This window comes from Kitasatospora sp. NPDC022785 (genome assembly GCF_055561295.1).
In genome coordinates, this window is sequence record NZ_JBVHHB010000036.1 from 12445 (window position 1) to 35829 (window position 23385).

The following is a 23385-nucleotide window of genomic DNA, read 5'->3' on the forward strand; positions in this document are numbered from 1 at the left end:
AAGGCCGGCCGCCCTGTCGGCCTGGCGTCGGGAGTGCATTTCCGGTCGCGCGGCCGGTACGGGTTCAGCGGCCGGTACGGGTTCATTTGTGGGGCGCAGGGCGGCATGGCGGGCGCCCTTCGGGCAGGTGGCCGGTGTGGAACCGGGCCGCCTAAGGTGGAGACAGGGCCCGTTGCTGTCACCGCCCGCAGCCGCCCATTGCGACGGCCCCGGGGCTTGCGTTCGAAGCGGCGGTGCCGGCTGTGGCAGGTGTCGGCCTCCTCAGGCCCACGATCCACGCGGACCAGGCCGACGCACGCGGGCCCCCACAAGAAGGAGGTCACGCCATGGCCACCCCGGTCACCCGGGCCGAGATCGAGGCCGACATCAAGGAGACCCTGGGCCTCATCCCTCACTTCTTCACCAGCATCCCCACCGAGCTCCTCGGCCCCGAATGGGAGATCTTCAAGCGCATCGAACTCGGTGAGACGCTGATCCCGAACAAGTACAAGGAACTGATCGGCGTCGGACTGCACGCCGAGACCAAGTGCCGCTACTGCTCCCTCTTCCACGCCGAGGCAGCAAAGCTGTTCGGCGCGACCGACGAGGAGATCCAGGAGGCCGTCCACTACGCCAAGGCCAGCCTGGGCTGGAGCGCCTACATCAACGGGATGCAGGAGGACTACGACCAGTTCAAGGCCGAACTCGACCAGGTCACCGCCTACGTCCGGTCCAAGGCCGTGTGATGGAGCTGGAGAGACTGCGGGCGACGGTGCTGCGCGGCACATTCCACACCTACGAGCTGGCCGCCCTGACCGCGGCCGCCCGCTACGTGGTCGAGACCGCGCCAGCCGACATACCCGCCGAGTCGCTCGAACAGCTGGAGCACCTGCTCGCCGACTACGACGAGCAGGTCCGCCGCCTCACCGCCCCAGCCGACCGCACTGCGGGCGGGCTGCGGCCCTGACGGCTTCCGCCTCACCCTGGCGCTGGCCTGCCCACTTCCCGTGCCGCTCGTGCCGCCCGGCCCGCCCGCTGTCCGTCAACGCTGCTCCCCCACCCGGAGTTCGGTCGCGATCTGGCGCCGCCCGGAGATCAGCGCCTCGGCCACCACGCCCGCGGTGACCAGGGCCACCAGTCCGAGCACCTGGCGCAGGACCGGCGCCACCGCGGGTTCCAGCCCCGGCGGCACCTCGGCACCGACCAGGACGGAGAGGTCGAACGCCGGCCCGAGCAGCGCCGTCGCGGCCAGGGCCACCAGTCCGCCGCCGACCGCCGCGACGATGGCCTGCGGTACGGCCTCGGCCAGGATCAGGGCGAGGCCCTGCCGCGGGCGCAGGCCCATGGTGCGCAGCCGGGCCAGCAGGGCGACGCGTTCCGGCGCGGTCCGCACCAGCGTCAACAGGATGGCGAGCAGGGCGAACCCGCCGGCGCCGATTACGGAGGCCCAGAACAGCCGTCCGGCCGAGCGCTGGAGCGGGTCGTCGGCGAACCCGGCGGCCAGCGTCCTGCTGGTGCGCACCTGGTAGCCGCTCAGCAGGGCGTCGTCGTCCGCGCCGTCCGCCCCGGCCGGTCCGGCCACCGCTGCCGCCGCTACCGCCGACGGCGCCGACGGCGCCGACGGCGCGGACGGCGCGGACGGCGCGGACGGCGCGGACGGCGCGGACGGCGCGGACGGCGCGGACGGCTGCGGCGACACGACCCCGGCCGCGTCGGGCGGCAGGACCGTCCCGGGGTGCTCGCCGAACGTGACCCGCCATCCCACCGGCGGAGCCAGCTCGCGCACCAGCCCCTGCAGCTGCCGCTCGTCGATGTCGCCGACCGCGAACCAGAGGTTGGGCCGGCCCAGCTCGGGCCGCGGGGCGACGGCGGGGCCGGAGGGCAGCACGACGAACTTGCGGTCGTCGCCGACGAGTGCGGGCGTGGCGCCGATCCGGCCGGCGACCGCGGCGTTGAGCTCCCAGCCGTTGGGCAGTCGCAGGCGGTAGCTGCCGGAGGTGAGCTGGTCGCCCAGCGCTGTGCTGAAGAGGGCGGGCACCGACGCGTCGCCCCCGCCGGCGCCGCCGGTGAGCAGCCCCGGGTCGAACCCGCCACGGCCGACGCTCTGGGAGAGCTCGGCATAGGCCGCGGGGTCGACGACCAGGGCGCTCACCCGGGTCGGCGCGACGCCGCTGCCGAGAAGGAACGCCTCGCTCTCCCACCAGACGCTGGTGGCGAGCCGGACGCCGGGCATCGCGCCGGCCGCCTCGGTGAACCGGGTCGGCAGCGTGGTGCCGGTCGGGGCAGCTACGGCCGCGTCCCCGCCGACGACGGCCCGGGCGGCGCGCAGCCGGGCGCCGTCGACGGCGTCCAGGACGGTGGCCCCGAAGCCGGCCGTGGTGACGGCGAGGATGAGTGCGACCATCGGCAGCAGCGAGGGGCCGGTCCGGCCGCTGCTGCCGCGGGCGGCGCGGGCCAGGCCGAGGAAGCCGACCAGGCCGGGGCGCCGCCCGGCCGCGCGGGCGAATGCCCCGACCACGACCGGCTGGAGCCGGGCGAGCACGAGGCCGCCGGTGACGGCGAGCAGCAGCGGGGCCGCGACGAGCAGCAGGTCCGGCTCCTGGCCCGCCGGTGCGACGCCGCGCCGGCGGACCTCCAGCACGGCCGCGGCGGTGACGGCCAGCACCAGGAGTTCGCCGACCAGCCGGCGTCCGGTGTTCCGCCGGCGCGGCCGGGACCAGAACAGGGCCGCCCGGGCGGGGAAGCCCAGCAGCGCGACCAGGGTGGCGGCGAGGGCGGCCAGGACGGCCTCGGCCCAGCGCGGCGTCGGCACCAGCGCGAGGGCGAGTGCGGTCGCGGCCACGGCCGCGGGCAGCACGGTCACCGCGCCCTCGCCGAGCAGGCGCCGCAGGACGCCGCCGCGTGAGCCGCCGCGGGCCTGGAGCAGCCGCAGCTCGGCGGTGCGCCGGTCGGTGGTGAGTCCGGCGGCCAGGAAGAGCACCAAGGCCCCGACCGCGGCCAGGCCGGCCGGGCCGATCGCGGCGAGCGGCGCGGCGGCGTTCTGCCGGGCGATGGCCTGGTTGAACGCGGTGGGCAGCTGGGAGCGGAGGCTGAGGTCGTCCCGGCCGGTGTAGGCGGCCAGCGCGACGGCGCCGGGGCCGGCCACGAAGCCGGTGAGCTCACGGCCGGTCGCGGGCAGGTCGCGGGCGTGCAGCGCCCCGGTGTCGACGGGCAGCCGCCAGAAGTCGGTGGTGTGGACGCCCCACTGGGCGAGCCGCTCCAGCGCGCCGGCGGCGACGAGGCCATCGGCCTTCAGGGCGACGTGGGGGTTCCCCTCCACGCAGGCGCGTTCGAGGCAGCCGAGGTCGTACCAGTACGGGTCGTGCGGGTCCTTGACGGTGTAGAGGCCGACCACCTCGGCCAGTTCCGGGCCCGGGCCCTCGCCGCCCCGCAGGACGTCGCCGAGCCGGATGCCGATGGTGTCGGCCGCAGCCTTGCTGAGTGCGATCGGCACCGGGCCGACCTGGCCGCCGGGGCCCGTCGGCCAGCTGCCGGCCACCAGGGTGACCCGGTCGGTGATGCCCTGCAGGTACATCAGGCCGACCCTCGGCTTCAGGCCGTCGGGGCTGGCGTAGCCGGGGTTGGCGATCTCGCGGAACTTGTCGCCGCGCGCCCCGTAGACCGGGCCCGACCCGGCGTACCGGAACGTCTTGCCGTGCCGCGAACCGAGCTTCCGGGCGACCTCGTCGAGGTCGGCGGCGTCGAACCGGTCGTTGGAGGTGGCGACGAGGGTGTTCCAGGCGGGTCCGCGGTCCTTCAGGAACCGGTGCAGCGCGTCGTCCGTCCCCCGGTCGAGGGCGCGCGGGAACGCGGCGGCCAGGAAGACGGTGCCGAACGCGAGGGCCGCCATGAGCAGAGCGGCGAGCCGCGCCGACCGCAGCCGGGTGCGGACCCACGGCGCAGGCCGGAGCCCGTCGGTCGGCCGGGCCCCGCCGGAGCGGGGGGTGCGGGTGTCGGCCGGGGTGGTCACATCTCCTCCACGTGTCGCAGCCGGGCGGCCACGTCTCGACGACGCCCCGGTCCCCGTACGCCTGCGAGGCCACCCCGATCAGGGGCCGGCCAGGGATGAACACCCGTCACGGGCCGAGGTGGTGATCACCGGCGCTTGATCACCGGATAGCGGACGATGCTGTCAGATCCGCACTCAGAACGGAAGGGACTTGCGCGAATCATGTAACTGGTGAGCAAATACTCCGCATTGAACGTTCGCTGACGTGACACACCGTCTGTAAGTCATGAACACACCACAAATGGAAATCCGCGACCACCGCACCACCGAGCCGAAGAACCGAAGTACTGCAGATCCGAAGGACCGAAGAACCGCAGACACCCGGGGAGCGCCCCAGGATGCTGACGAGGGTCCTGGCTCTCGGCGCGCAACGGCTGCCGTTGTCGGCGCGCCGACAACGGCAGGGCCTCCGGCCGTCGCTCTGCGGGTTCGGCACCCGCGAGTTGGCGGGAGGCCCTGCGTTCAGCGCCGGCGGTAGCCCTCGGCCCGTCGAACACGCCGTCGTCGTAGCTACCTGCCGACTCGGCTGTGCCCCGGAGCATCGGACCAACGGACTCGCCCGCCGCCGCCCGTCCTCCCGGACTCGACGGCATCTGCCGGCCACGGCGCAGCAATCGCCCCCCACCAGGTGGTCCGATCCGGTCGCCGACGTGTGTAGGTTGGCTGCCCGCCGCCGCTCGACCGGCCGCGTGTCCCCTCACCCTCAGCCTTCAGGAGGCTCGCCATGCCCTCGTTCCCAGGTTTCCCCGCCGGTGCCCGCCCGGGCGCGAAGCCGGCCGACGCCGCAGCCGTGTGGCAGGTGATCACCGCTATGTACGAGGCCTACGCGACCGGGGACCGCCCACGGATCGACGCGTGTCTCGACCCGGACGCCACCGTCTGGGACTCCGGGACCGCCGAGCTGCTCTTCGGGAAGCCGGACCTGGACCGGATCCGGGAGGCCCGCCCGGCTGCGGGTGAGGGGCCGGCGGAGACCGGATTGGAGCCGTACGGCCAGGTGGTGGACGTCTTCGGCGACATCGCGGTGCTGCGCTTCTGGCTGCGGGTGGATTTCGCGCCCGCCCCGGACACCGGCGAGCTGCGCCCCGAGCTGGTCCGCAACACCGCCGTCCTGCGGCGTGGCGGGAACGCCGCGTGGCACATCGTCCACCTGCACGAGGATGTGCAGCAGCCGGGCGGGACCCCTGTCGGAGAGCACTGACCGGGCGCAGCGCACTGCGGTGGTCCGTCGGCCGTGCGCTGCGCACAGCGCCTCCCGGAGACCCCGGACTAGCGTCCTCGGCGATCCCTTGGAGAAAGCCGGGAGGCGGCATGACGTATCGAGTGGCCATGGACATCGGTGGGACGTTCACCGATGTCGTCGCCTATGACGAGGACAGCGGTACCTTCTTCGCGGCCAAGGCGCCGACGACGCCGGGAGACCTGGCCGAGGGGGTCTTCGCCTCACTGGGCCGGGCGGTGGACTCGCCCGGCGAGATCTCCTTCTTCGTGCACGGCACGACGCAGGGCCTCAACGCCCTGCTGGAGCGCAAGGGCGCCCGCGTCCTGCTGGTCACGTCAGCCGGCATGCGGGACGTCTACCACATCGCCCGCGGCAACCGGGACCGGATGTTCGACCTGCACTACCGCAAGCCGAAGCCGCTGGTCGACCGCTGCGACACGGTGGAGGCGGGCGGCCGCCTGGACTGGCGTGGCGCGGAGCTCGAACCGCTCGACGAGGACGCCGTCCGGGCCGCCGCCCGGCGTGCGAAGGACGAGGGCTTCGACGCGGTCGCCGTCTCGTTCCTCTTCTCGTACGTCAACCCGGACCACGAGCTGCTGGCGGCGAAGATCCTCGAGCAGGAGCTCGGCGAGGACGTCGTCGTGGTGCTGTCGCACCAGGTGGCCGGCGAGTGGCGCGAATACGAGCGGACGTCCTCGGCCGTCCTGGAGGCCTACACCGGCCCGGTCGTGCGCCGGTATCTGAGCCGGATCGAGGGGCGGTTCGCCGAGCACGGCCTGACCGTCCCCGTCCAGGTGATGCAGTCCTCCGGCGGCATCGTGAACGCCGCCCACGCCCGCCGCCACCCGCTGCAGACGCTGCTGTCCGGGCCGGTCGGCGGCACCATGGGCGGGACCGCGGCGGCGGGTCTGCTGGGCCGGCCCAACGCGATCTGCGTGGACATGGGCGGCACCTCCTTCGACGTCTCGCTGGTCCTCGACGGCCGGCCCGACGTCTCCAACGAGGGCTCGGCGGACGGCTTTCCGGTCCTCATGCCGCTGGTCAACCTGCACACCATCGGCGCCGGCGGCGGCTCCCTCGCCTACGCGGAGGCCGGCGGGCTGCGCGTCGGCCCGGAGTCGGCCGCCGCCGTGCCCGGGCCCGCCTGCTACGGGCGCGGCGGCACCCGGGCCACGGTCACCGACGCCAACGCGGTGCTCGGCCGGGTCGATCCGGAGTGGTTCGCCGGCGGCCACATGACGCTCGACGTGGCCGCGGCCCGGCAGGCCGTCGGCACCCTCGCCGGCGAACTCGGCCTGGACCCGCTGGAACTGGCGGGCGGCATCTGCGATGTCGCGAACGCCAAGATGGCCCAGGCGATCCGCACGCTCACCGTCGAACACGGCCTGGAGCCCCGGGAGTTCGTCCTGCTGGCGTTCGGCGGGGCGGGCCCGATGCACGCCGTCGAGATCGCCCGTGAACTCGGCATCCGTGAGGTCGTCGTGCCGCGTTTCCCCGGTGCGTTCTCCGCCTGGGGCATGCTCGGCACCGAGGTCCGCCGTGACCTGACCCGACAGTTCTTCACCTCGGGCGACGACCTCGACGGCGAGGCCATGGCCCGGGCCCTGGTCGGTCTGGAGGACGAGGCGCTGGCCGAACTCGCCGAGCAGGGAGTCCCCTTGGAGCGGCGGCGGGTCGAGCACGTCGTCGACATGCGGTACGCGGGCCAGGACTACACCCTCGCCGTGCCCCTGCAGTTCGCCGCCGAGCCGGCCGCCGACGACTTCCTCGCCACCGCCGCCGCGCGCTTCGCCCAGCTCCACGAACGCCGCTACGGGCACGCCACGCCGGAAGCGCCCGTCGAGTTCGTCACGCTGCGCAGCACCGCGCTCGGGGCACTGCCCGAGATCGCGGCCGTGCCGTACACCGCCGACGAGAACGCCTCCGACACCGTGCAGCGGCGTCAGGTCGTCTTCGACGGCCGGCCGCACGACACCGCGGTCCTGCGCCGTGAGCGGCTGGCGCCCGGCCAGCGCGTCGACGGACCCGCCGTCATCGTGGAGGCCACCTCCACCACCGTCGTCCCGCCCGACTCGTCGGTCACCGTCGACGAGAACGGCTTCCTCGTCATCAAGGTTGGAGCTACGGCATGACCGACGCCGGCACCCGGACCATCGACCCGGTCACGACAGAGATCATCCGATGCGCGCTGCTGCAGGCCGCGGAGGACATGAACACCACGCTCATCCGGTCGTCCTACACGCCCACCATCTACGAGGCGAAGGACTGCGCGGTCGCGCTGCTCGACCGGGACCACAACGTGCTCGGCCAGTCCTCGGGCCTGCCGATCTTCCTGGGCAACCTGGAGGTGTGCACCCGGGCCACCGAGGCGATGTACGGCGCGGAGGTCTGGCGTCCCGGTGACGTCTGGGTCCTCAACGACTCGTACATCGGCGGCACCCACCTCAACGACGTCACCGTGTACGCCCCGATCTTCGCCGAGGACACCGGCGACGGCGGCGAACTCATCGGTTTCGCCGCCTCGCGGGCGCACTGGATCGACATGGGCTCCAAGGACCCCGGCGGTTCGATGGACTCCACCTCCATCTACCAGGAGGGCCTGCGGATGGGCCCCCTGAAGATCTACCAGGACGGCGAGCCCTGCGAGCAGGCGCACTCGCTGATCGCCCGCAACGTCCGCTTCCCGCAGCCGACGCTCGGGGACATGCGCGCCCAGGTCGCCTGCGCCCGCACCGGCGCCCGGCGGCTCGCCGAGATCGTCCGCCGCTGGGGGTTGGAGACCGTCCTCGCCGCGCGGGACGCGATCTTCACCCAGACCGAGCGGCTGGAGCGCGAGCAGATCGCCGCCATCCCGGACGGCGTCTACGTGGCGACCGGCCGGCTGGACAACGACGGCATCGACCTCGCCACCCCGCTGCACGTCACCGTGCGCGTCGAGATTTCCGGCGACCGGATGACGATGGACGTCACCGACTGCGCCGACCAGGCGACCGGCCCCGTCAACTGCGGTGCGGCCCAGACCGTCGCCGCCTGCCGGGTCGGCTACAAGCTGCTGGTCAGCGGCGACGTTCCGCTCAACGGCGGATCCTTCAGGCCGCTCGACGTGGTCACCCGGCCGGGTTCTATGCTCGCCGCCGTCGAGCCGGCGGCCTGTCAGTACTACTACTCCCACCTCGGGCTGGTCATCGACCTCGTCGTCAAGGCGCTCGCGCCCGCGGTGCCCGCCCGGGCGGCCGCCGCCAGCTACGGCGACTCGATGATCGTGCAGTTCACCGGGACCGACCCGCGCAACGGCAGGCTGTTCGTCTCCCAGGAGGCCACCGTCGGCGGCTGGGGGGCCTGGCAGACCGACGACGGCGAGTCCTGCCTGATCAACAACGTCAACGGCTCCCTGCGGGACATGCCCGTCGAGGTGTTGGAGACGCTCTTCCCGGTGCGCGTCACCGAGTACGCCGTCCGCCCCGACTCCGGCGGCGCGGGCCGGACCCGCGGCGGCAACGGCGTGGTGCGCGAGTACCGCTTCGAGGCCGACCAGAACCTCTCCCTGTGGTGGGAGCGTTCGGTCACCCCCGCCTGGGGCGTCTTCGGCGGCGGCGAGGGCGCCCCGCCCCGGGTCGTCCTCAACCCAGGCCGGGACGACGAGCGCGAACTGCTCAAGGTCAACGCGCTGGCGGTGCGCCGGGGCGACGTGCTGCGCTGTGAGAGCGGCGGAGGCGGCGGCTTCGGCCCGGTCGCCGAGCGCCCCGCCGAGGCCGTGCGGGAAGACCTCCGGCAAGGCCTGCTCACCCGCGAACGGGCGGCCGCCGCCTACGGCGTCGACGCCTGACGGCCCGCCCCACCACCCCTGATCCGGGCCCGGTTGCCGACTCCCCCCACTCGGCGACCGGGCCCACCCCTTTTGCCTACTCGAGACCCGTGAGCAGGACGCGGCAGGCGAGGTGCAGCGGAAGGCGCTGGTCCGGATCATCGGGATCGAAGCCGAGCGCGCGGATGCGCTCCAGGCGGGCCGCGACCGTGTTCCGGTGGACGCCCAGGATCTCCGCCGCCTCCGACGGGGCCGCGCCCTGGTCCAGCACGACGGCCAGGGTGCGCAGCAGTGCTCCGTCCCGGTCCGCGCGGAGCAGAGGTGCCAGCACCACCTCGGCCGGGCGCCGCAGCGCCGCCGTGGGCAGCGCGGACATCAGTTGGGCCGGCCCCATGCGGTCGGCTCGGACCACGGAGCCGGGCACGGCGGCGACCGCCGCGGCGGCCCGGGCGTCGGTCAGTGCCGCGCCGAGGGCGTCGGCGCCGGTGACCGGGCCGGCCACCCCGCCGGAAACCGGAAGGCGATCAGCGATGGCCCGGACGGCCGCGAGCAGCTGTGTCTCGCCCTGTCGCAGCCACACCTCCGGGCCCGCGTCCGGAAGGTCGGCCGCCGCGGACCGCCAGGACACCCAGCCGTCCTCGCGGGCGACGAGCGGCCCGCCGACGCCGTACTTGGCCCACAGCGCACGCAGCGCCGGTCCTGGCTCGATCCCGGTGCCCGGGTCTGCGGCCAGCCGCAGGGCGAAGGCGACCATCGGGCCGGACAGCGACCAGCCGAGTGCCGCCGCCTCGGTGCGGATCCGGTCGCGGGCTCCTTCGTCCTGCTCCGGGGAGGCGTGCGTCAGCTGATCCAGCAGCAGTTCGCTCCGGCGGGCCAGTTGTTCCTCGCCGAGGCGGCGGGTGGCGGACCAGGCGGACAGCGCGGGGACCGCCAGCCGCAGCACCGTCTCGACCGTCGTCGCCCAGCCCGCCTCCTTCGAACGGGAATCTGCGACGAGTACCACCAGCGGCCTTCCATCGGGCCCCGGCACCTCCAGCCGTACCGCGTCCGCGGAGTCGAGCGCGGCCCGCCGCCCGGTCAGCATTCCGCCCAGCGGATCGGTGAGCGCCACCGACGTGGCGGGCAGCACGGTGTGCAGCGCCGCCAGCACGCGTTCGGCGTGCGGCCCGGCGGCGGCGAGCCGCTGGGCGGCCTGCGCCAGCAGCGCGGTCCGCCCGGCGTCCGGGCGGGACACCGCGGAGGCGATCCGTACGGCGCCCTCCAGTGCGTCCTCGCGGATCAGCAGCAGCGGCACCCCGAGCCGGTCCGCGAGGGCCCCCGACGGATGCGCGGCCACCGCCGCCTCGGGTACGACGACGCAGGCGGCCGCGTGCTCCCATGCCTTGCGCAGGGCCATCTCCACGACCCATCCGGTCCGGGCGAGGGTGTCGGTGAGGACGACGGCCGTGTGCGGGCGCAGGTCGTCGAGTGCTTCCCGCCGGTCGACGATGCGCACGTCCAGGACCTCGCCGCCGCTTCCCGCCGCGCCGAAGATGCGGATGCCGGGCAGCGGGCCGTACTGCACCAACTCCGCGACGGTCATGGGCGCGGGCAGGTCGGGGCGTCTCACCACGGGGTCTCCTCCGGTCCTTCGGTGGCCCCGTCCGGAAGGGGGTCCAGCAGGATGAGGCCGCCGGCGGCGGCCAGCCGGCGGCCCTGCGGGGAGTGCCAGGCGGGCGCTGCGGGGATCACGACGATCTCCACCTCGATGCCGGGCGCGGCACGTTCGACGTCCAGCACGCGCTGGTCGGCCGCCGACAGCATCAGGATCTGGTCGGGCGCGGCCGCGACAGGTGCGCCGTCGGCGAGGACCAGCAGCACCTCGTTGTGCGCCTCCAGCCGGAACCGGCGGTGCAGGCCCTCGGTCTCGGAGACGACCACGCTGGTCGGCCGGGACGGCAGCGGCCCGCCCGAAGCGGTGTCCGGTCCCGGCGATGCGGGGTGCTCGACGGCGGTGATCCGCCCTATGGCCAGCCTGCGGGGCCGCGGCTGCCACGGAGCGAACGGGTCGCCCCGGGACGGCCGCCCAGCCGCCAGGGCCCGGCTCACGGTGCCCGGGACCACGGTCGCGGCCAGCCGCTCGCCGTCCATGGCGTAGCAGGCGGCGACGGCCCAGCCCCCGGCCGCGAGGACCAGCGGCCGTACCAGCTCCTCCACGCGGCTGCCGGCCGCGTCCAGGACGACCACATCGCCGGCGGGCGTGGCCAGGGCGACCGGTGCGACATCGATCCCGGCGATCGTGAACGTCGTCTGCTCCAGCAGCGGGAGCACCCGTCCGCAGCCGTCCCCGTCCACGAGCGGAAGCCCGCACGACGTCGCCGTGACGACGGAGAGCAGGGCGTTCTCAGCCGCGGTGTTGAGCGCGACGACGGCGTCCGCCGTCCGGCCCAGGCGCCGCTCCAGCGCCCGTACGGCGCGGCGCGGCTCCTCTCCGGTGGGCAGGTACTCGGCGAGCGCCGCCGAGGATCCGAGCAGGCTGACGGTCACGCACATCCGTCCGGCACCGAGCGCCCCGGCTCCGATCAGCGGCACCGGTCCGTGCTCTCCGATCGCGGCCCTCGCCCAGTCGAGGCTCGCCCGGTGCGAGGAGTACTCGGCACCGGCGGCGAGCACCAGCGCCCCCTTCGCGAGATCCTCCAGCCGCGCGGCGTCGAGCAGGGTCCTCGCCTCGGATGTCATGGGCGCCGACCCGGCAGGCACCGCAGACGGCCGCTCATGACGGGCGTCCCGTGGGGCTGCCGAGGGCGCGGGCGCGGATGCGGTGCACCCCCTCCGGCAGGTACGAGACCGGGGTGTGCGTGGTGAAGGCGATACGGACGGTGTCCGGGGCGGCGCCGGCCGCGACGGCCCTGGCCAGGGCCTGGTCGCCGGCGAGGCCGAGGAGGCGATCGAGTTCGGCGCTGCCGCCGGCGACGGCGACCTGGTCGACCTCGGCGACGATCTCGCAGCGGGCGGCTCCGTACGCGGCGGCGGCGATCGCGGCCGCCGGATCCGGGGTGCGGACCGGTACGAGCCGGGGGCCGCCGCCCGCCGCGAGCAGCACACCGCCGGGGGCCCTCTGCTGGACCCTGGCCACCAGGGCGGCGGCCTGCTCGGCACCGGCCTGCGCCAGGTCACCACTGGGGAGGACGTCGGCGCGGATCCGGTCCAGGTCCAGGTCGACGCCGCCGAGGCCGGGGCCGGCGTCGGAGCGTTCCACCTCGCCGTCGGTGACGCTCACGCACCGGAATTCCGCCGCACCGGCGTCCACGACCACGGCGCGCTCCGCTCCGGCCGCGAGCGCGGCGCCCCGCGCGGCGCTCGCGGTGGTGGAGGCGGTGGCGAGGATCGGGTAGCGGCGGAAGTACCCGGCGGAGACCAGTCCGCCGGTGTTGCGGGCCAGGTGCAGCGGCGCCCGGACGCCGCCGGCTCGCAGGGCGCGTTCGGCCGTGTCGGTCACGCGCACGGCCCACGGCTGCAGGGCGGCGTTGAGGACGGAGGTGTTCTCGCGTTCCCTCAGTCCCGATCGGCCGGTCTCGTGCGACAGGGTGATCTCCGCCCCGGGCACGGCCTCCGCGATAGCCTCGGCGGCGGCGAGTTCCGGGTCGGGCCGGGTGAGCGCTCCGGCCGCCGCGACGGCGAAGGCGGCGACGCCCTCGGTGGCGGCGCGCCGCGCGAAGTCGGTGACACCCGCCCGGTCGAGCGGGGCGAGCGGCCGCCCGGTCAGCGCCGAGCCGCCGCGTACGACCCGGCTGAGTGGGCCGATGGCGCGGGCGGCCCCTTCGGGCCAGCCCGCGAGCGGCCCGAGGGCCGGATGGCAGGGTGGGGAGATCCGCAGGACGGCGACCGGCCGAAGCCGCAGCTGGCCGCGTTCCAGATCGGTGGTGAGGCCGACGGCGTCGACCTCACCGGTCCGTTCCTCGGGCAGTGCGGCGAGCACCGCGCGCAGGCATCCCCCGAGGCCGGGAACGCTGTCCACCACCGTGCGTGCCACGGTGTACCCGCCCGGCTCGACCAGCACGGCGACGGTGGTGGCACGCCCCACGTCCACTCCCAGCCTCACCCGCACCATCCTGTCACCGTCTGTCCTGGTATGTCACTCCAGATCCCGGCCCTCGGTCTCCGGCAGCGGCACGGCCACGACCAGTGCCACGACCAGGAACGCGGTGATGAACAGCACCGTGGACGAGAACCCGGTCGCCCGGGCCAGCAGGTAGCCGACCACCGACGGTGCGACCGAGGTGGAGATCAGCTGGGCCGCGGTCGCCCAGGAGTAGCCGGTGCCACGCAGCGCGGTCGGGTAGAACTCGCCGTTCCAGGTGTTCCAGACGCCCCACGCCCCGAGGCTGAAGAACGACAGGGCGAAGTTGGCGACGTACAGCTCGGCCAGCGTGCTGGAGTAGGCGAACAGCACCCCGCTGACCGCGGAGGCCGCCACGTACGGCAGGAAGACCTTCTTGCGGCCGAAGCGACCGGTCAGGTACGACGCCGAGACGTAGCCCGGGATCATGAACAGCGCGCTCAGTGCCACGAAGCCGAGGCTGCTGGACATGCTCAGCCCCTTCTCCTGCAGCAGCGTGGGCAGCCAGGTCTGCAGACCCCAGTAACCCCAGTTGAAGGCGAAGTTCACGACCAGCATGAGGATGGTGATCCGCAGCAGCCGACCCCGCAGCAGCGCCAGGGGGTTGCCGGCCCGCTCGGGCTCTACGACGGCGAACACGGTGCCCTCCGGGACCTCGGCCCCGAGGCCGAGCAGGACCTCCCGGGCTTCGGCGTGCCGGCCCCGGCCCGCCAGCCAGTACGGCGACTCGGGCACCCAGGCCCGGATCGCGAACACCCACAGGCCCGCCAGCGCGCTGGCGACGGCCACCACGTGCCAGCCGGTCCCCGACAGCGCCTGGGTGACCCCCACGGCGGCGAGCACCCCGATCGGCCACCCGATCGACAGGTACACAGCCGCCCGCCCACGCACCCGGGCCGGCAGCAGCTCCATGAAGTAGGGGAAGGTGATCGTGTAGATCCCGGCCAGCGCGATCCCGGAGAGCACCCGGCCGGCCATCAGCGTGGCGAAGTTCGGCGAGAACGCGCTCGCCAGGGCCACCAGGCCGTACGAGCCGAGGCTCCACAGGCACACGGCCCGCCGCCCGATCCGGTCGGCGACCGGCCCCCAGACCAGGGAGCCGGGAATCATGCCGAGGGCCACGGCCGACAGCAGCCAGCCGATCCGGCCGGCGTCGATCTGGAAGGCGTCGCCCAGGTCGGACGAGACGTAGACCAGTGCGAGCTGTTCCCACGATTCGATGACGAAGGCCATGAACAGGGCGAGGGCGATCATCACGTGGGCCCGCCCGAACGGCATGCGTTCGAAGTAGGCGCCCACGGGCTGGGCGCCGGCGTCCCCATCCGGGACTCCGGTGACTCCGGACTGTACTGAGACTGCGCTCATCGGCTGCCCTCCTGGCACTGGTACCGACAGGCACACCGTCGGACGCGGTGTGAATGCGAGGCACCATAAACAGGGCACCACAGCCGGAACCGTGCTCCGGGCACAGCCGCTGGACTCCCGAGTGTGCCCACGGCACAGGCAGCCGAAGCGGCGACGGCGAAGGGAGCACCGCGCCCCCGACGAGGATGCCCGTCGCGCCGCGGCTGCGCCGCGCCGGCGCGGAACTGGCAGAACCCGACCGGTGATGCCCTCACCCCCTGACCGCGCGGCGAGCCCGTCCGCGCGCCCCGCCGCAGCCGAGTCGCTGCCGGGCAACATCGCCGACCACACCCTCCAGGCCACCCCGACGATGATCATCCGCCCCGGCAGCTGGCGGCAGACCAACGACGCGCTGGTCCGCGCCGACACCGACGCGGTCGTGGCCAACGGACTCGCCGCCAAGGGCTGGAACATCATCGCCGTCGACGACGACTGGATGATCAAGGCCAACGGCCAGGACTGGGACGGCACCCAGGTCGTTCCCGCGGGCCAGGGCGGCCGCGACGCGGCCGGCAACCTCATCAGCCCGCCCAGCAAGTACCCGCAGGGCATCAAGGCGACCATCGACTACGTCCACAGCAAGGGCCTGAAGTTCGGCATCTACGAGGACGGCGGCGACCTCACCTGCGACGGCGGGTCCGGCAGCTTCGGCCACTTCGCCCAGGACGCGGACTACTTCGCGAGCATGGGCGTCGACTACATCAAGATGGACTACTGCCACCCGCACCACCGGACGTCCACCTCCGGGCTCCTGCTCACCACGGACGCCGACGCGGACATGGCATCGACGCGTACAAGCAGGCTGCCCGGGCCATCGCCGCGGCCAACGCCGCCCACGGCACGCACATGACCCTCAACTGCTCGGCCCCCGCGTACTTCAACTGGGACAACGCCAGCACCGACAGCGCGGTGTTCCGGAAGGTCATGGCCGGCGTGGCACTGTCCTCCCAGGAGTGGCGGATGGCCGCCGACATCGGCGGCAACAGCTGGTCCGCCATGCTCACCAGCCTCGAACAGGCCGACAACACCGCGCAGTTCGCCCGCGCCGGCCACTACAACGACGTGGACCAGCTCGCCATCGGCCAGAGCTCGATGACGGTGCCCCAGCAGCAGGGCCAGCTGAGCATGTGGGCGATGTACTCCGCGCCGCTGAACATCAAGATGCCCGGCGCCGCCGCGTTCACCCCGCAGGTCGTCGCCGACGCCGGCAACACCGACGTCATCGCGATCGACCAGGACCGCCCGGAGTCCAGGCCGTGCCCGTCGCCGAGGACGCCACCACCGCGGTCTATGCCAAGCCGCTCGCGGGCGGCGACATCGCGGTCGCGCTGCTGAACAAGTCGGCCACCCCGCAGACCATCAGCACCACCGGTGACGACGTGGGCACCTCGGCGTCGAGCTTCACGCTCAAGGACCTGTGGACCAAGGCCGTCACCCCGAGCACCGGCACCATCTCGGCCACCGTCCCCGCGACCAGCGTGGTCCTCTACCGGCTGCACCCGGACGCCACGGCCACCTACTCCGGCTGGAGGACGGCACTCAACTCCACCGCGATCAGCGACGACGACGCCGCCACCGCGGGCTCGTTCGACCGGCCGGTGACAGCTTCTCCTCCGACGCACTGGCGGCCGCCGGTGTGACGCGGGGCTCCACGGTGCCGGCGGGCGGACAGAACTTCACCTGGCCGGGCGGCGGATCCGGCACCTTCGACAGCATCGTGGCGCGCGGCCAGACCATCGAGTACCCGACCAGCGGGAAGAAGCTCGGCTTCCTCGGCGCCTCCAGCGGCGGCGACGTCTCCGGCACGCTGACCCTGAACTACACCGACGGCACCAGCAGCCAGGCGACCCTCGGCTTCCCGAACTGGCTCACCGCCCACCCGACCGCCTTCGGTGACAGCACCGCCATCACCACCACCCACCGCAACTCCCCGCTCGGTCCCGACCAGTTCGGGACCAAGTACCTGGTCTCCTACGCCTCCGTCGCGGTGCCGGCCGGCAAGACCCTGGGGTCCATCACGCTGCCTGACAACACCGCACTGCACATCTTCTCGCTCACCGACTCCTACTGAGCCTTCCGGCTCGTGCCGCGGCCACGGCACCGGATGTCCACCGGTGCGGCCGGATGACGAAGGCGGCACCGCCTGCCTCGTGCGGTGCCGCCTTCCCCGCCGTCCCCGTACCCGAGGACCACTGCTGGTACCTGTACCCGCCGGCAGGGAGGTTTCGCCTCCCGGGCCCCTGATGATCCGCACAGTCATGACGACCATAACCCTTCGTCACAGGACCCTACTGCTCGGCAGGTCGCCCCGATCCTGGATTCGAATGCAGACGGATCATCAGAGTCACTATTCGGCCCAGGCACGCTCCAACTGGGTGCGGAAGGTGGTGGGCTCCCGCCCGATCAGCTCGGCCAACGTCGAGTCGAGCGTGGTGAACTCGCCATCCCGCGCCGCGTCGAAGATGCTCAGTATCAGGTCGGCGACCGGGGCCGGGGCGCCGTGCGCCAGGACCTGCTCGCGGAAGGCGTCGTCGGGGACGACGGTGCGGGTGAAGGGCCGTCCGGTGGTCTGCGAAGCGATCTCGGCGACGGTGTCGAAGTCGAGCGCAGCCGGGCCGGTGAGCGGCGGGGTGGGCCCGTCGAAGCGGCCCTCGTCGAGGATGATCGCCGCGGTGGCCTCGGCGAGGTCGTCGTGGCCGGTCCAGGCGACAGGGCCGTCGGCGGGAAGGGCGATATCGCCGGTGTGGCGGGCGGACTCCAGGAACTGCAGGGCGCTGGCCGCGTAGAAGCCGTTGCGCAGCGCGGTCCAGGGCAGGCCGGTGGCGCGCAGCAGGTCCTCGGTCCTGGCGTGGTCCCGGCAGGCCTGGAAGCGGGAGTCGTGGGCAGCGCCCATCTGGCTGGTGTAGAGGATGCGGCCGACGTTGGCCTTCACGGCGGCGTCGATGGCGGCACGGTGGCCGCTGACGCACTCCTCGCCCGTGCGGTCGAGGGAGACGAGGAGCAGCTGCTCGGCCCCTTCGAAGGCGTGCATGAGCGAGTCGGAGTCGTCGAAGCTGCCCTGTCGGACACGGACGCCGCGGTCGGCGAGGTCCTGGGCCTTGCCGGGGTCGCGGACGCTGACGCCGACGCGGTCGGCGGGGACGCGCTCCAGGAGGCGCTCGACGGTGCGGCGGCCGAGCTTTCCGGTGGCTCCGGTAACGATGATCATTGGCTTCTCCCGACGATGCTTCCAGTGGAATCACTCCAACAGTAACACTGGAAATTCCGATGGAAACAGATCCTCGGTATCATCGGTTCATGGCTACACGCGACTCAACCGACAACCCTCGGCGCCGCATCCTCGAGGCAGCCGTCGAACTGCTGGAGAACGGCGGCCCTGACGCGGTGAGCACCCGCGCGGTCGCCGCCGCGGCCGGAATGCAGCCGCCGGCGATCTACCGCCTCTTCGGCGACAAGGAGGGGCTCCTTGAGGCCGTCGCCGAGCAGGGCTACGCGCAGTTCCTGGAGAGAAAGCGCGCACAGCTCGACCCCGCCCCGCAGGACCCGGTGGAGGAGCTGCGTCGCGGCTGGGACGTGGTGGTCGAGTTCGGGGTCTCCCGCCCCGAGCTGTTCGCGGTGATGAACCGGGCCACCAGCCGGGGCGCGGACATGGCGCACCGCGCGGGCCTGGAGATCCTCCACGGCCGGGTGCGCCGTCTGGCAGCCGGGGGGTGGCTGCGGGTCGACGAGGAACTGGCCGCCCAGATCATCCAGGCCACCGGCCGGGGCGCGGTCACCACCTGGCACTCCACCCCGGCAGAACGCCGTAATCCGGCACTGCTGACCGCCCTCCGCGAGGCCATGGTCTCCGCCATCACCCGCACCGAACCAACACTCCCCGCCGAGGAGACCGGCGCCGCCGCGGCGGCCCGCGCGCTGCGCGCCGCCCTCCCCGCCGACTCCGACGTCCTCAGCGACGCGGAGCAGCGCCTGCTGCGTGAGTGGCTCACGCGCCTGGCGGCGGACGGTGGCGCTCCGCGTGCCTGATCGCACGTCAAGCGCCCTCGTGCAGGTTGAACCTCACGAGGAGAGGTCGTGCGATGAAGCAGCCTCCACAAGATGAGACAGCGGGCGACCACACGGCTCCAGCCGGCTTCCCTTGCCCATAACGCGCCGCTGACGGAGTCCGCCGTCTCGTAGAAGGTCCTCGGGAAACCGGCGCTGTGAGGAGGTACGGCCGAGCCCGCCGCGCTCGGGGTAGCATCCTGCGCCAGCCCCTTTACTCACACCATTCGCCCCGATATCTGCTTTCCGGATGGTCGACATGGCTCTGCATGTGCGGTCAGGACGGCAGGGTGATCGACTGGGCGTGGTGGAACACGTTCTTCTCGTCCCAGGTCTTCTTCGCCCTCTGCAGTCGGCTGTAGTTCTGCTTGTTATCACGAGGTCGACGTTTCTCCCCAGCTCAGGGACATGATCCACCATCCGGAGTCAGCAAAAGGTCAGCAAGACTCCGGGGGTCAGCCATCATGGCAAGCACAAGTCTCATCCGCGGGATGGCCAGGTTCTTCAAGGAGTGCGAGCATCCGGAATCCCGGTGGAGCAAATGCCCGCACGAATACAAGATCAGGTACCGCAACGCGTCGGGGCAGCAGACCGAGGAGTCGGGCTTCGCCAACCAGGATCTGGCGAAGGCCCGGCTCGCCGAGGTCTACCACGCCCGCAAGACCTCCCCGATGAGCCTGCACAAGGCGGAGCGCATCAGGAAGTACGGCGGCATGCAGTTCTCGGCCTACACCGCCGAGTGGCTGAAGAGCCAGCGCCACCAGAGCCCGACCTCGCTGCGGAACACCGACTCCATCCTCAGGAACCACCTCCTGCCGGCCTTCGGCAGCCGCCGCATGGCCACCTTCGACCACAAGGTCGTGGAAGCGTTCATCACGGACATGGAACGGAACGGCGTCGGCCTGGCCGCTCAGACCAACGCGTTCATCCGGCTGAAGACGATCCTGCTGGACGCACACCGGCTCGGCCTCTACGAGGACAGCCCACTGGAGGGAGTACAGCCCCCTCAGTACGACGCGGAGCGCGCGGTGATTCCTTCCCTCCCCCAGCTGCACGAGATCCGGACTGCCGGCGACGACGTCTTCCGCCTGGTCGCGGAACTCATGAGCGGTTGCGGTCTGCGGAACGGCGAGGCATACGCCGTCAACGTCAACAACATCGTCGCCGACGACATCTACCGCGTGGGCGAGCAGGTCAACCAGGCCACCAAGAGCTACGCACGCCTGAAGCACCGCAAGGCAGGTGAGTACCGCGACGTGCCGCTGCCGGCGCGTACCAAGCACGCCATCGAGTGGTACGCAGACACTTACGGCACTGTGGACGGCTACCTGCTGCGCAATCCCAAGGACATCATGCTCGCCATGCCGCATCACATCATCAGCGGGCAGTGGCGGAGGCTGAAGGCCTCCGGGGAGGTCGACATCCCCGAGGGCATGGTCCTCTACGGCCTGCGCCACTTCTTCGCATCGAACTGCCTCAGCAACGGCATACCCATCACCGACGTCGCGGAGTGGATGGGCCACCGCGACGTCAAGATCACATTCAAGTATTACCGCCACCTCATGCCCGGCTCCATCAGCCGCGCTGCAGAGGCCCTCGACCTCGGGCTGGCCGCCTGAACACGCGGGGGTCCAGCCCCGTTTGGGCTGGCCCCCGCACCCGAGACATCTACGCCGCCCGCAGCCTCTGTTGCTTCACCCAGGCCTGGACCTCCGACACCTTGAACTGCAACTTTGCGTTCCTGCCACACCCGAACTTGTAGGGCACAAGCCCAAGGCGCGGAGCATCGCGGTAGACCCAGGCGAGGGACATGTTCAGATACATCGCGGTCTCTTTGGCACTCATGAACTGCTCCGGCACGGCTCCTCCTACATGACCAAACCGAGGTTCGCGGAACATGAATATCGATGAAGAGAGTCGCTTTGGTCGCACCGTCACCGCGTGGTAAAGGACGCCAGGAGATCGCTTCCAGCAGATCCGTCGCAGCAGCACGGGAGCCCCTCCACGACGGGAGCGCGCCGGCGCAGGATGCTGAATCACCCCGCGAGGTGCGGTAGCGCCGCTCAAGCCGGGTAGCCACGTGAAGGATCAAGTGACTGATGTGTGGATTCAACTCGAAGCAGCCCCGCATCCCATCGAGCCGATCGCGTCCACGACAGCCAGCGCCGGAGCAGAGCGGCCAGAAAACCAGAGCTGATTGCCGCCCACCAAAAGCAGCTCCGGCCGTGTCGAGCTGAATTGCAGCCGCGCGATGCGGCAGAAGCAGAGCATCCCCTCCGCTCCGCCACCGCAACCGCACCCGATGGGCCGCCACCGGCATGTACGTGGACCAAACCATCCTCGGCGGCCAACCGGCCTGGCCGCGCTCAACGCCCTGGCCCCATGAACCCTGACCACACCGTGGCCGACATGGCTCGGCGACCACGCTGCGACCAGCAGCCAACGGAACATCAAACCGCCGTTTCCGTATCACTGCGGAGTCGGCCTACGGCTTGCGAAGGGCAAGTCGGCCCGAAGGAATCTGACCCTGCGACCCCTTGACCCCCAGTCGCGCGACCATTCACCTTTCTGCACGTCAGGCGCTGGACGGAGCGCGGCGTCCGTGCGATGGAAAGCAGTCCGCGAACAGCGGTTCGCCGCGTGTGGTCCCTCGCCTGTCCCCAGCGTAGCGGGCGCTGACCTGCCAGGCGATCTACAGGAGGGACCTCTTTAGGGACCGAAGGAATGTGCTCAGAGCGACTATCAAGTGCCACATGAAGCCAGCCAGAGGCTCCATTGAGCACACTGGCACTCAGGAGCACAACATGCAGTTGAAGCATGGCTCGGTGAGCTCGCCCAGGACGTGGGCGAGGGCTTCGCGTTCACGCCGCTGTTCTGGCCGGCGCGGTCGGCGGAGACCCAGAGATCGACCCTGCCCGGGTCCTCTCCGACGAGGCGCTGCTGATCTGGCCGCACGTCCGGGACCGCTCCCGGGCCGAGCTGAGCGCGGACAACTCCTGGGGCAGCATCAAGGGCAACGACCAGTTCCGGGGCACTTACCCCAACCTGCCCAACCCGCACCAGATCAAATTCGACCGGCAGCTCGATGCCATGAACCCGGACGTGGAGATCACGGTCCCGGTACGCATCGCCAGGCTGACAACGACCAGCGTGTCAAAGCCTCGCTGCCGTTCCCGTTCAAGGGCACCGACGACCTCGTGAACGAGCTCAACGTCACCAACAAGAAGCACGGGATCGAGGTCGAGTACAAGCGGTACGGCGAGGACACCGAGGACGCCGTGACCGTGCCGGACACCGAGCCGCAGAAGACACTGGGCGTCCACTTCGCCACCATCAACCACGACGCCGAAGCCCTCGCCAACTGGATCCACGACCTCTTCACCCAGGCCTGACGCAGACAGCTGGTACCCCGCCAGGCCAGGAGGCGGAACACCTGCGCAACGGTCTCCGGTCCGGCGTTGACCGGCCCGCTGTTGGTCGCCCCGGCAGGGGCGGCCACCAGCGCGAGGGTCTGTAAGGATAGACAGCGCTCTCGGCGTCGACGATCCGCCGGACAGGTAGACGGTGACGCTGTGGAGGGTGCCGGTGAAGCGGAACGGCGCCCGGTAATCGGGGCTGACGGCCGAACCGGGGTTGGCGCCGCAGGCCATGCCACCCGGATTGACGGCGATCGGGGTGGTGACCGACATATCGGCTGCTCGCGGGGACGTTGGGCACACCGCTACAACACCGTCCGACGCCGCTCCCGGCTCGGACACCGCAGCCCCGTCGCCTACGAGAGAAGGCTCAACACGACATCAACTTCGCTGACCGACGCCGCATAGCCCGTGTCCAACATCCGGATCAAGGCCCCTTCGCGCAAGGCATCGCGCTTTCGTTACGCTTCGGAAGTAAAGCTGCACTGTGTAGCGATATTGGCTGACGGGTATGCAGGTGCGAAGCTCTACCCATGCGCGTAACCTAGGAATCGAGGAACGCGCTCTCGTCACTCCTCGCCGTGGGGAATTCTGTACCTCATAAGCAAGAGCGTGAGGCTAGAGTCATGCGCGGACGACGCGAAGCCCTCCCCTTGCATATTCGAAGATTGGCGCCTCTCGTTATCAGCTCGCGAAGGGAAGTTGCCAAAGTGAAGCTGCGCCCCAATGCGAAAGCAACGCTGGTGGACGGCACAATGCGCCGCACAGTAACCATACTGAAGGCCAAGGACAGCCACAGTGGCCAGGAAGTTCTTGTGGTCGATGAGATCGGACGAGAATCCTGGGTGCAGGCCAGTCAACTAGAGCCTCCCGTTGAATGGGTGCAACCTACCGACCTTCCGAATTATCTGCCGCGGGATTAATGGGCCTCGCTTCGATTAGGGCTGCGGCTATGTGCATGCACGCCCGCGCCAGAGGATGCGCAACGCCTCCTGCTGCATCACCGAACTGCTCATTGCGACCTCTACGATGGTTATGGGTTGACGGAAAGAAGCGACTCTAAAGGAAGCGCAAGAAACACTTCTCTAGCTTATAGGTGATTTCAGTGGGCGACGACTACGCATCCCTGTCAACTGACGAGCTATGCAAGATATTAGTTCTCGCCGACCGCGAGATGGACACCTGGACGGTGCAGACTATCATCAAAGTATTGGTCGATCGATATCCAGCAGTGCAGCAAGATCTTGTAAAGTGGGCCGAAGATCCAGTCCAGAATGCCAAAAACTCGCTCCCTCGCGTGGTCGGGATATCTCTACGTGATGTACTTGCCGGCGACACGCTGACATTTATGGGATCGCGTTAGAGCCA

The 23385-nt window shown here is 71.4% G+C and carries 22 protein-coding genes; 14 read left to right on the forward strand and 8 right to left on the reverse strand.

Annotated features, from left to right (window positions below):
* The first annotated feature begins 326 nt into the window (after window positions 1-326).
* The gene (locus ACZ3YO_RS36400; RefSeq protein ID WP_465553112.1) at window positions 327-725 is read left to right on the forward strand and encodes a carboxymuconolactone decarboxylase family protein; all 399 of its coding nucleotides are present in this window, start codon (window positions 327-329) and stop codon (window positions 723-725) included.
* The gene (locus ACZ3YO_RS36405; protein WP_465578092.1) at window positions 725-946 is read left to right on the forward strand and encodes a hypothetical protein; all 222 of its coding nucleotides are present in this window, start codon (window positions 725-727) and stop codon (window positions 944-946) included. The genes ACZ3YO_RS36400 and ACZ3YO_RS36405 overlap by 1 nt, the downstream gene beginning before the upstream one ends.
* Window positions 947-1021: 75 nt before the next feature.
* On the opposite strand, the gene ACZ3YO_RS36410 is transcribed toward ACZ3YO_RS36405, so the two are convergent.
* Window positions 1022-3988 (reverse strand): ABC transporter permease family protein, encoded by a 2967-nt coding sequence (locus ACZ3YO_RS36410; protein WP_465578094.1) that lies wholly within the window; start codon window positions 3986-3988, stop codon window positions 1022-1024.
* A 763-nt stretch (window positions 3989-4751) separates the two neighbouring features.
* On the opposite strand from ACZ3YO_RS36410, the gene ACZ3YO_RS36415 reads away from it, so the two are divergent.
* The 3 genes from ACZ3YO_RS36415 (at window position 4752) to ACZ3YO_RS36425 (ending at window position 9075) form a co-directional block, all read left to right on the forward strand.
* Window positions 4752-5228 carry a YybH family protein gene (locus ACZ3YO_RS36415; protein ID WP_465578096.1) on the forward strand — a complete coding sequence of 159 codons (477 nt, stop codon included), beginning with the start codon at window positions 4752-4754 and terminating at the stop codon, window positions 5226-5228.
* 110 nt (window positions 5229-5338) lie between these two features.
* Entirely contained in the window at window positions 5339-7381 is a 2043-nt protein-coding gene (locus tag ACZ3YO_RS36420) for a hydantoinase/oxoprolinase family protein (RefSeq protein ID WP_465578098.1), read from the forward strand.
* Window positions 7378-9075: a hydantoinase B/oxoprolinase family protein gene (locus tag ACZ3YO_RS36425; RefSeq protein WP_465578100.1), complete on the forward strand. Its 1698-nt coding sequence runs from the start codon at window positions 7378-7380 to the stop codon at window positions 9073-9075. The genes ACZ3YO_RS36420 and ACZ3YO_RS36425 overlap by 4 nt, the downstream gene beginning before the upstream one ends.
* A 76-nt stretch (window positions 9076-9151) precedes the next feature.
* Here ACZ3YO_RS36425 and ACZ3YO_RS36430 read toward each other — a convergent pair whose 3' ends face one another.
* The 4 genes from ACZ3YO_RS36430 to ACZ3YO_RS36445 are packed head-to-tail and all read right to left on the reverse strand — an operon-like array spanning window position 9152 to window position 14518.
* Complete coding sequence (locus tag ACZ3YO_RS36430; RefSeq protein ID WP_465578102.1) at window positions 9152-10666, reverse strand: PucR family transcriptional regulator; 1515 nt, start codon at window positions 10664-10666, stop codon at window positions 9152-9154.
* Window positions 10660-11772 carry a DUF917 domain-containing protein gene (locus ACZ3YO_RS36435; RefSeq protein WP_465578104.1) on the reverse strand — a complete coding sequence of 371 codons (1113 nt, stop codon included), beginning with the start codon at window positions 11770-11772 and terminating at the stop codon, window positions 10660-10662. Before ACZ3YO_RS36435 ends, ACZ3YO_RS36430 begins: the two co-directional genes overlap by 7 nt.
* A 34-nt stretch (window positions 11773-11806) precedes the next feature.
* Complete coding sequence (locus ACZ3YO_RS36440; RefSeq protein WP_465578106.1) at window positions 11807-13135, reverse strand: hydantoinase/oxoprolinase family protein; 1329 nt, start codon at window positions 13133-13135, stop codon at window positions 11807-11809.
* 33 nt (window positions 13136-13168) lie between these two features.
* Window positions 13169-14518, reverse strand: a complete 1350-nt coding sequence (locus ACZ3YO_RS36445) for an MFS transporter (RefSeq protein WP_465578108.1) — start codon at window positions 14516-14518, stop codon at window positions 13169-13171.
* Window positions 14519-14762: 244 nt separating this feature from the next.
* Here ACZ3YO_RS36445 and ACZ3YO_RS36450 point away from each other — a divergent pair, with 244 nt between their 5' ends.
* From ACZ3YO_RS36450 to ACZ3YO_RS36465, 4 genes are read left to right on the forward strand one after another with little or no spacing between them, the layout of a single operon-like run.
* Complete coding sequence (locus ACZ3YO_RS36450) at window positions 14763-15407, forward strand: alpha-amylase family protein (RefSeq protein ID WP_465578110.1); 645 nt, start codon at window positions 14763-14765, stop codon at window positions 15405-15407.
* Window positions 15404-15892 carry an alpha-amylase family protein gene (locus ACZ3YO_RS36455; protein ID WP_465578112.1) on the forward strand — a complete coding sequence of 163 codons (489 nt, stop codon included), beginning with the start codon at window positions 15404-15406 and terminating at the stop codon, window positions 15890-15892. The genes ACZ3YO_RS36450 and ACZ3YO_RS36455 overlap by 4 nt, the downstream gene beginning before the upstream one ends.
* Window positions 15814-16197: a hypothetical protein gene (locus ACZ3YO_RS36460; protein ID WP_465578114.1), complete on the forward strand. Its 384-nt coding sequence runs from the start codon at window positions 15814-15816 to the stop codon at window positions 16195-16197. The genes ACZ3YO_RS36455 and ACZ3YO_RS36460 overlap by 79 nt, the downstream gene beginning before the upstream one ends.
* On the forward strand, window positions 16194-16628 hold the full coding sequence (locus ACZ3YO_RS36465; RefSeq protein ID WP_465578116.1) for a hypothetical protein: 435 nt from the start codon (window positions 16194-16196) through the stop codon (window positions 16626-16628). Before ACZ3YO_RS36460 ends, ACZ3YO_RS36465 begins: the two co-directional genes overlap by 4 nt.
* 276 nt (window positions 16629-16904) lie before the next feature.
* Here ACZ3YO_RS36465 and ACZ3YO_RS36470 read toward each other — a convergent pair whose 3' ends face one another.
* Window positions 16905-17765 carry an SDR family oxidoreductase gene (locus ACZ3YO_RS36470; RefSeq protein ID WP_465578118.1) on the reverse strand — a complete coding sequence of 287 codons (861 nt, stop codon included), beginning with the start codon at window positions 17763-17765 and terminating at the stop codon, window positions 16905-16907.
* Window positions 17766-17854: 89 nt separating this feature from the next.
* Between ACZ3YO_RS36470 and ACZ3YO_RS36475 the strand changes: the two genes are divergently transcribed.
* Entirely contained in the window at window positions 17855-18583 is a 729-nt protein-coding gene (locus ACZ3YO_RS36475; RefSeq protein WP_465578120.1) for a TetR/AcrR family transcriptional regulator, read from the forward strand.
* Between the two features lie 295 nt (window positions 18584-18878).
* Here ACZ3YO_RS36475 and ACZ3YO_RS36480 read toward each other — a convergent pair whose 3' ends face one another.
* Window positions 18879-18953 carry a BBE domain-containing protein gene (locus tag ACZ3YO_RS36480; RefSeq protein WP_465578200.1) on the reverse strand — a complete coding sequence of 25 codons (75 nt, stop codon included), beginning with the start codon at window positions 18951-18953 and terminating at the stop codon, window positions 18879-18881.
* A gap of 139 nt (window positions 18954-19092) precedes the next feature.
* Between ACZ3YO_RS36480 and ACZ3YO_RS36485 the strand changes: the two genes are divergently transcribed.
* A complete protein-coding gene (locus ACZ3YO_RS36485; RefSeq protein WP_465578122.1) occupies window positions 19093-20220 on the forward strand; it encodes a tyrosine-type recombinase/integrase in 1128 nt (375 codons plus the stop codon).
* A 49-nt stretch (window positions 20221-20269) separates the two neighbouring features.
* Here the strand turns inward: ACZ3YO_RS36485 and ACZ3YO_RS36490 are convergent, their stop codons facing one another.
* Window positions 20270-20461 carry a helix-turn-helix transcriptional regulator gene (locus tag ACZ3YO_RS36490; RefSeq protein ID WP_465552653.1) on the reverse strand — a complete coding sequence of 64 codons (192 nt, stop codon included), beginning with the start codon at window positions 20459-20461 and terminating at the stop codon, window positions 20270-20272.
* Window positions 20462-21798: 1337 nt separating this feature from the next.
* Between ACZ3YO_RS36490 and ACZ3YO_RS36495 the strand changes: the two genes are divergently transcribed.
* The 3 genes from ACZ3YO_RS36495 (at window position 21799) to ACZ3YO_RS36505 (ending at window position 23380) form a co-directional block, all read left to right on the forward strand.
* Entirely contained in the window at window positions 21799-21993 is a 195-nt protein-coding gene (locus ACZ3YO_RS36495; protein ID WP_465578124.1) for a hypothetical protein, read from the forward strand.
* Window positions 21994-22727: 734 nt separating this feature from the next.
* A complete protein-coding gene (locus ACZ3YO_RS36500) occupies window positions 22728-22940 on the forward strand; it encodes a hypothetical protein (RefSeq protein ID WP_465578126.1) in 213 nt (70 codons plus the stop codon).
* Between the two features lie 182 nt (window positions 22941-23122).
* On the forward strand, window positions 23123-23380 hold the full coding sequence (locus tag ACZ3YO_RS36505) for a hypothetical protein (RefSeq protein ID WP_465578128.1): 258 nt from the start codon (window positions 23123-23125) through the stop codon (window positions 23378-23380).
* Window positions 23381-23385 lie beyond the last annotated feature (5 nt).

Bases quoted from the DNA above. Each gene is read 5' to 3' on its own strand.
- ACZ3YO_RS36400 (WP_465553112.1), top strand. From the start codon at position 327: ATGGCCACCCCGGTCACCCGGGCCGAGATCGAGGCCGACATCAAGGAG.
- ACZ3YO_RS36405 (WP_465578092.1), top strand. From the start codon at position 725: ATGGAGCTGGAGAGACTGCGGGCGACGGTGCTGCGCGGCACATTCCAC.
- ACZ3YO_RS36415 (WP_465578096.1), top strand. From the start codon at position 4,752: ATGCCCTCGTTCCCAGGTTTCCCCGCCGGTGCCCGCCCGGGCGCGAAG.
- ACZ3YO_RS36420 (WP_465578098.1), top strand. From the start codon at position 5,339: ATGACGTATCGAGTGGCCATGGACATCGGTGGGACGTTCACCGATGTC.
- ACZ3YO_RS36425 (WP_465578100.1), top strand. From the start codon at position 7,378: ATGACCGACGCCGGCACCCGGACCATCGACCCGGTCACGACAGAGATC.
- ACZ3YO_RS36435 (WP_465578104.1), bottom strand. From the start codon at position 11,772: ATGACATCCGAGGCGAGGACCCTGCTCGACGCCGCGCGGCTGGAGGAT.
- ACZ3YO_RS36445 (WP_465578108.1), bottom strand. From the start codon at position 14,518: ATGAGCGCAGTCTCAGTACAGTCCGGAGTCACCGGAGTCCCGGATGGG.
- ACZ3YO_RS36450 (WP_465578110.1), top strand. From the start codon at position 14,763: ATGCCCTCACCCCCTGACCGCGCGGCGAGCCCGTCCGCGCGCCCCGCC.
- ACZ3YO_RS36455 (WP_465578112.1), top strand. From the start codon at position 15,404: ATGACCCTCAACTGCTCGGCCCCCGCGTACTTCAACTGGGACAACGCC.
- ACZ3YO_RS36470 (WP_465578118.1), bottom strand. From the start codon at position 17,765: ATGATCATCGTTACCGGAGCCACCGGAAAGCTCGGCCGCCGCACCGTC.
- ACZ3YO_RS36475 (WP_465578120.1), top strand. From the start codon at position 17,855: ATGGCTACACGCGACTCAACCGACAACCCTCGGCGCCGCATCCTCGAG.
- ACZ3YO_RS36485 (WP_465578122.1), top strand. From the start codon at position 19,093: ATGGCCAGGTTCTTCAAGGAGTGCGAGCATCCGGAATCCCGGTGGAGC.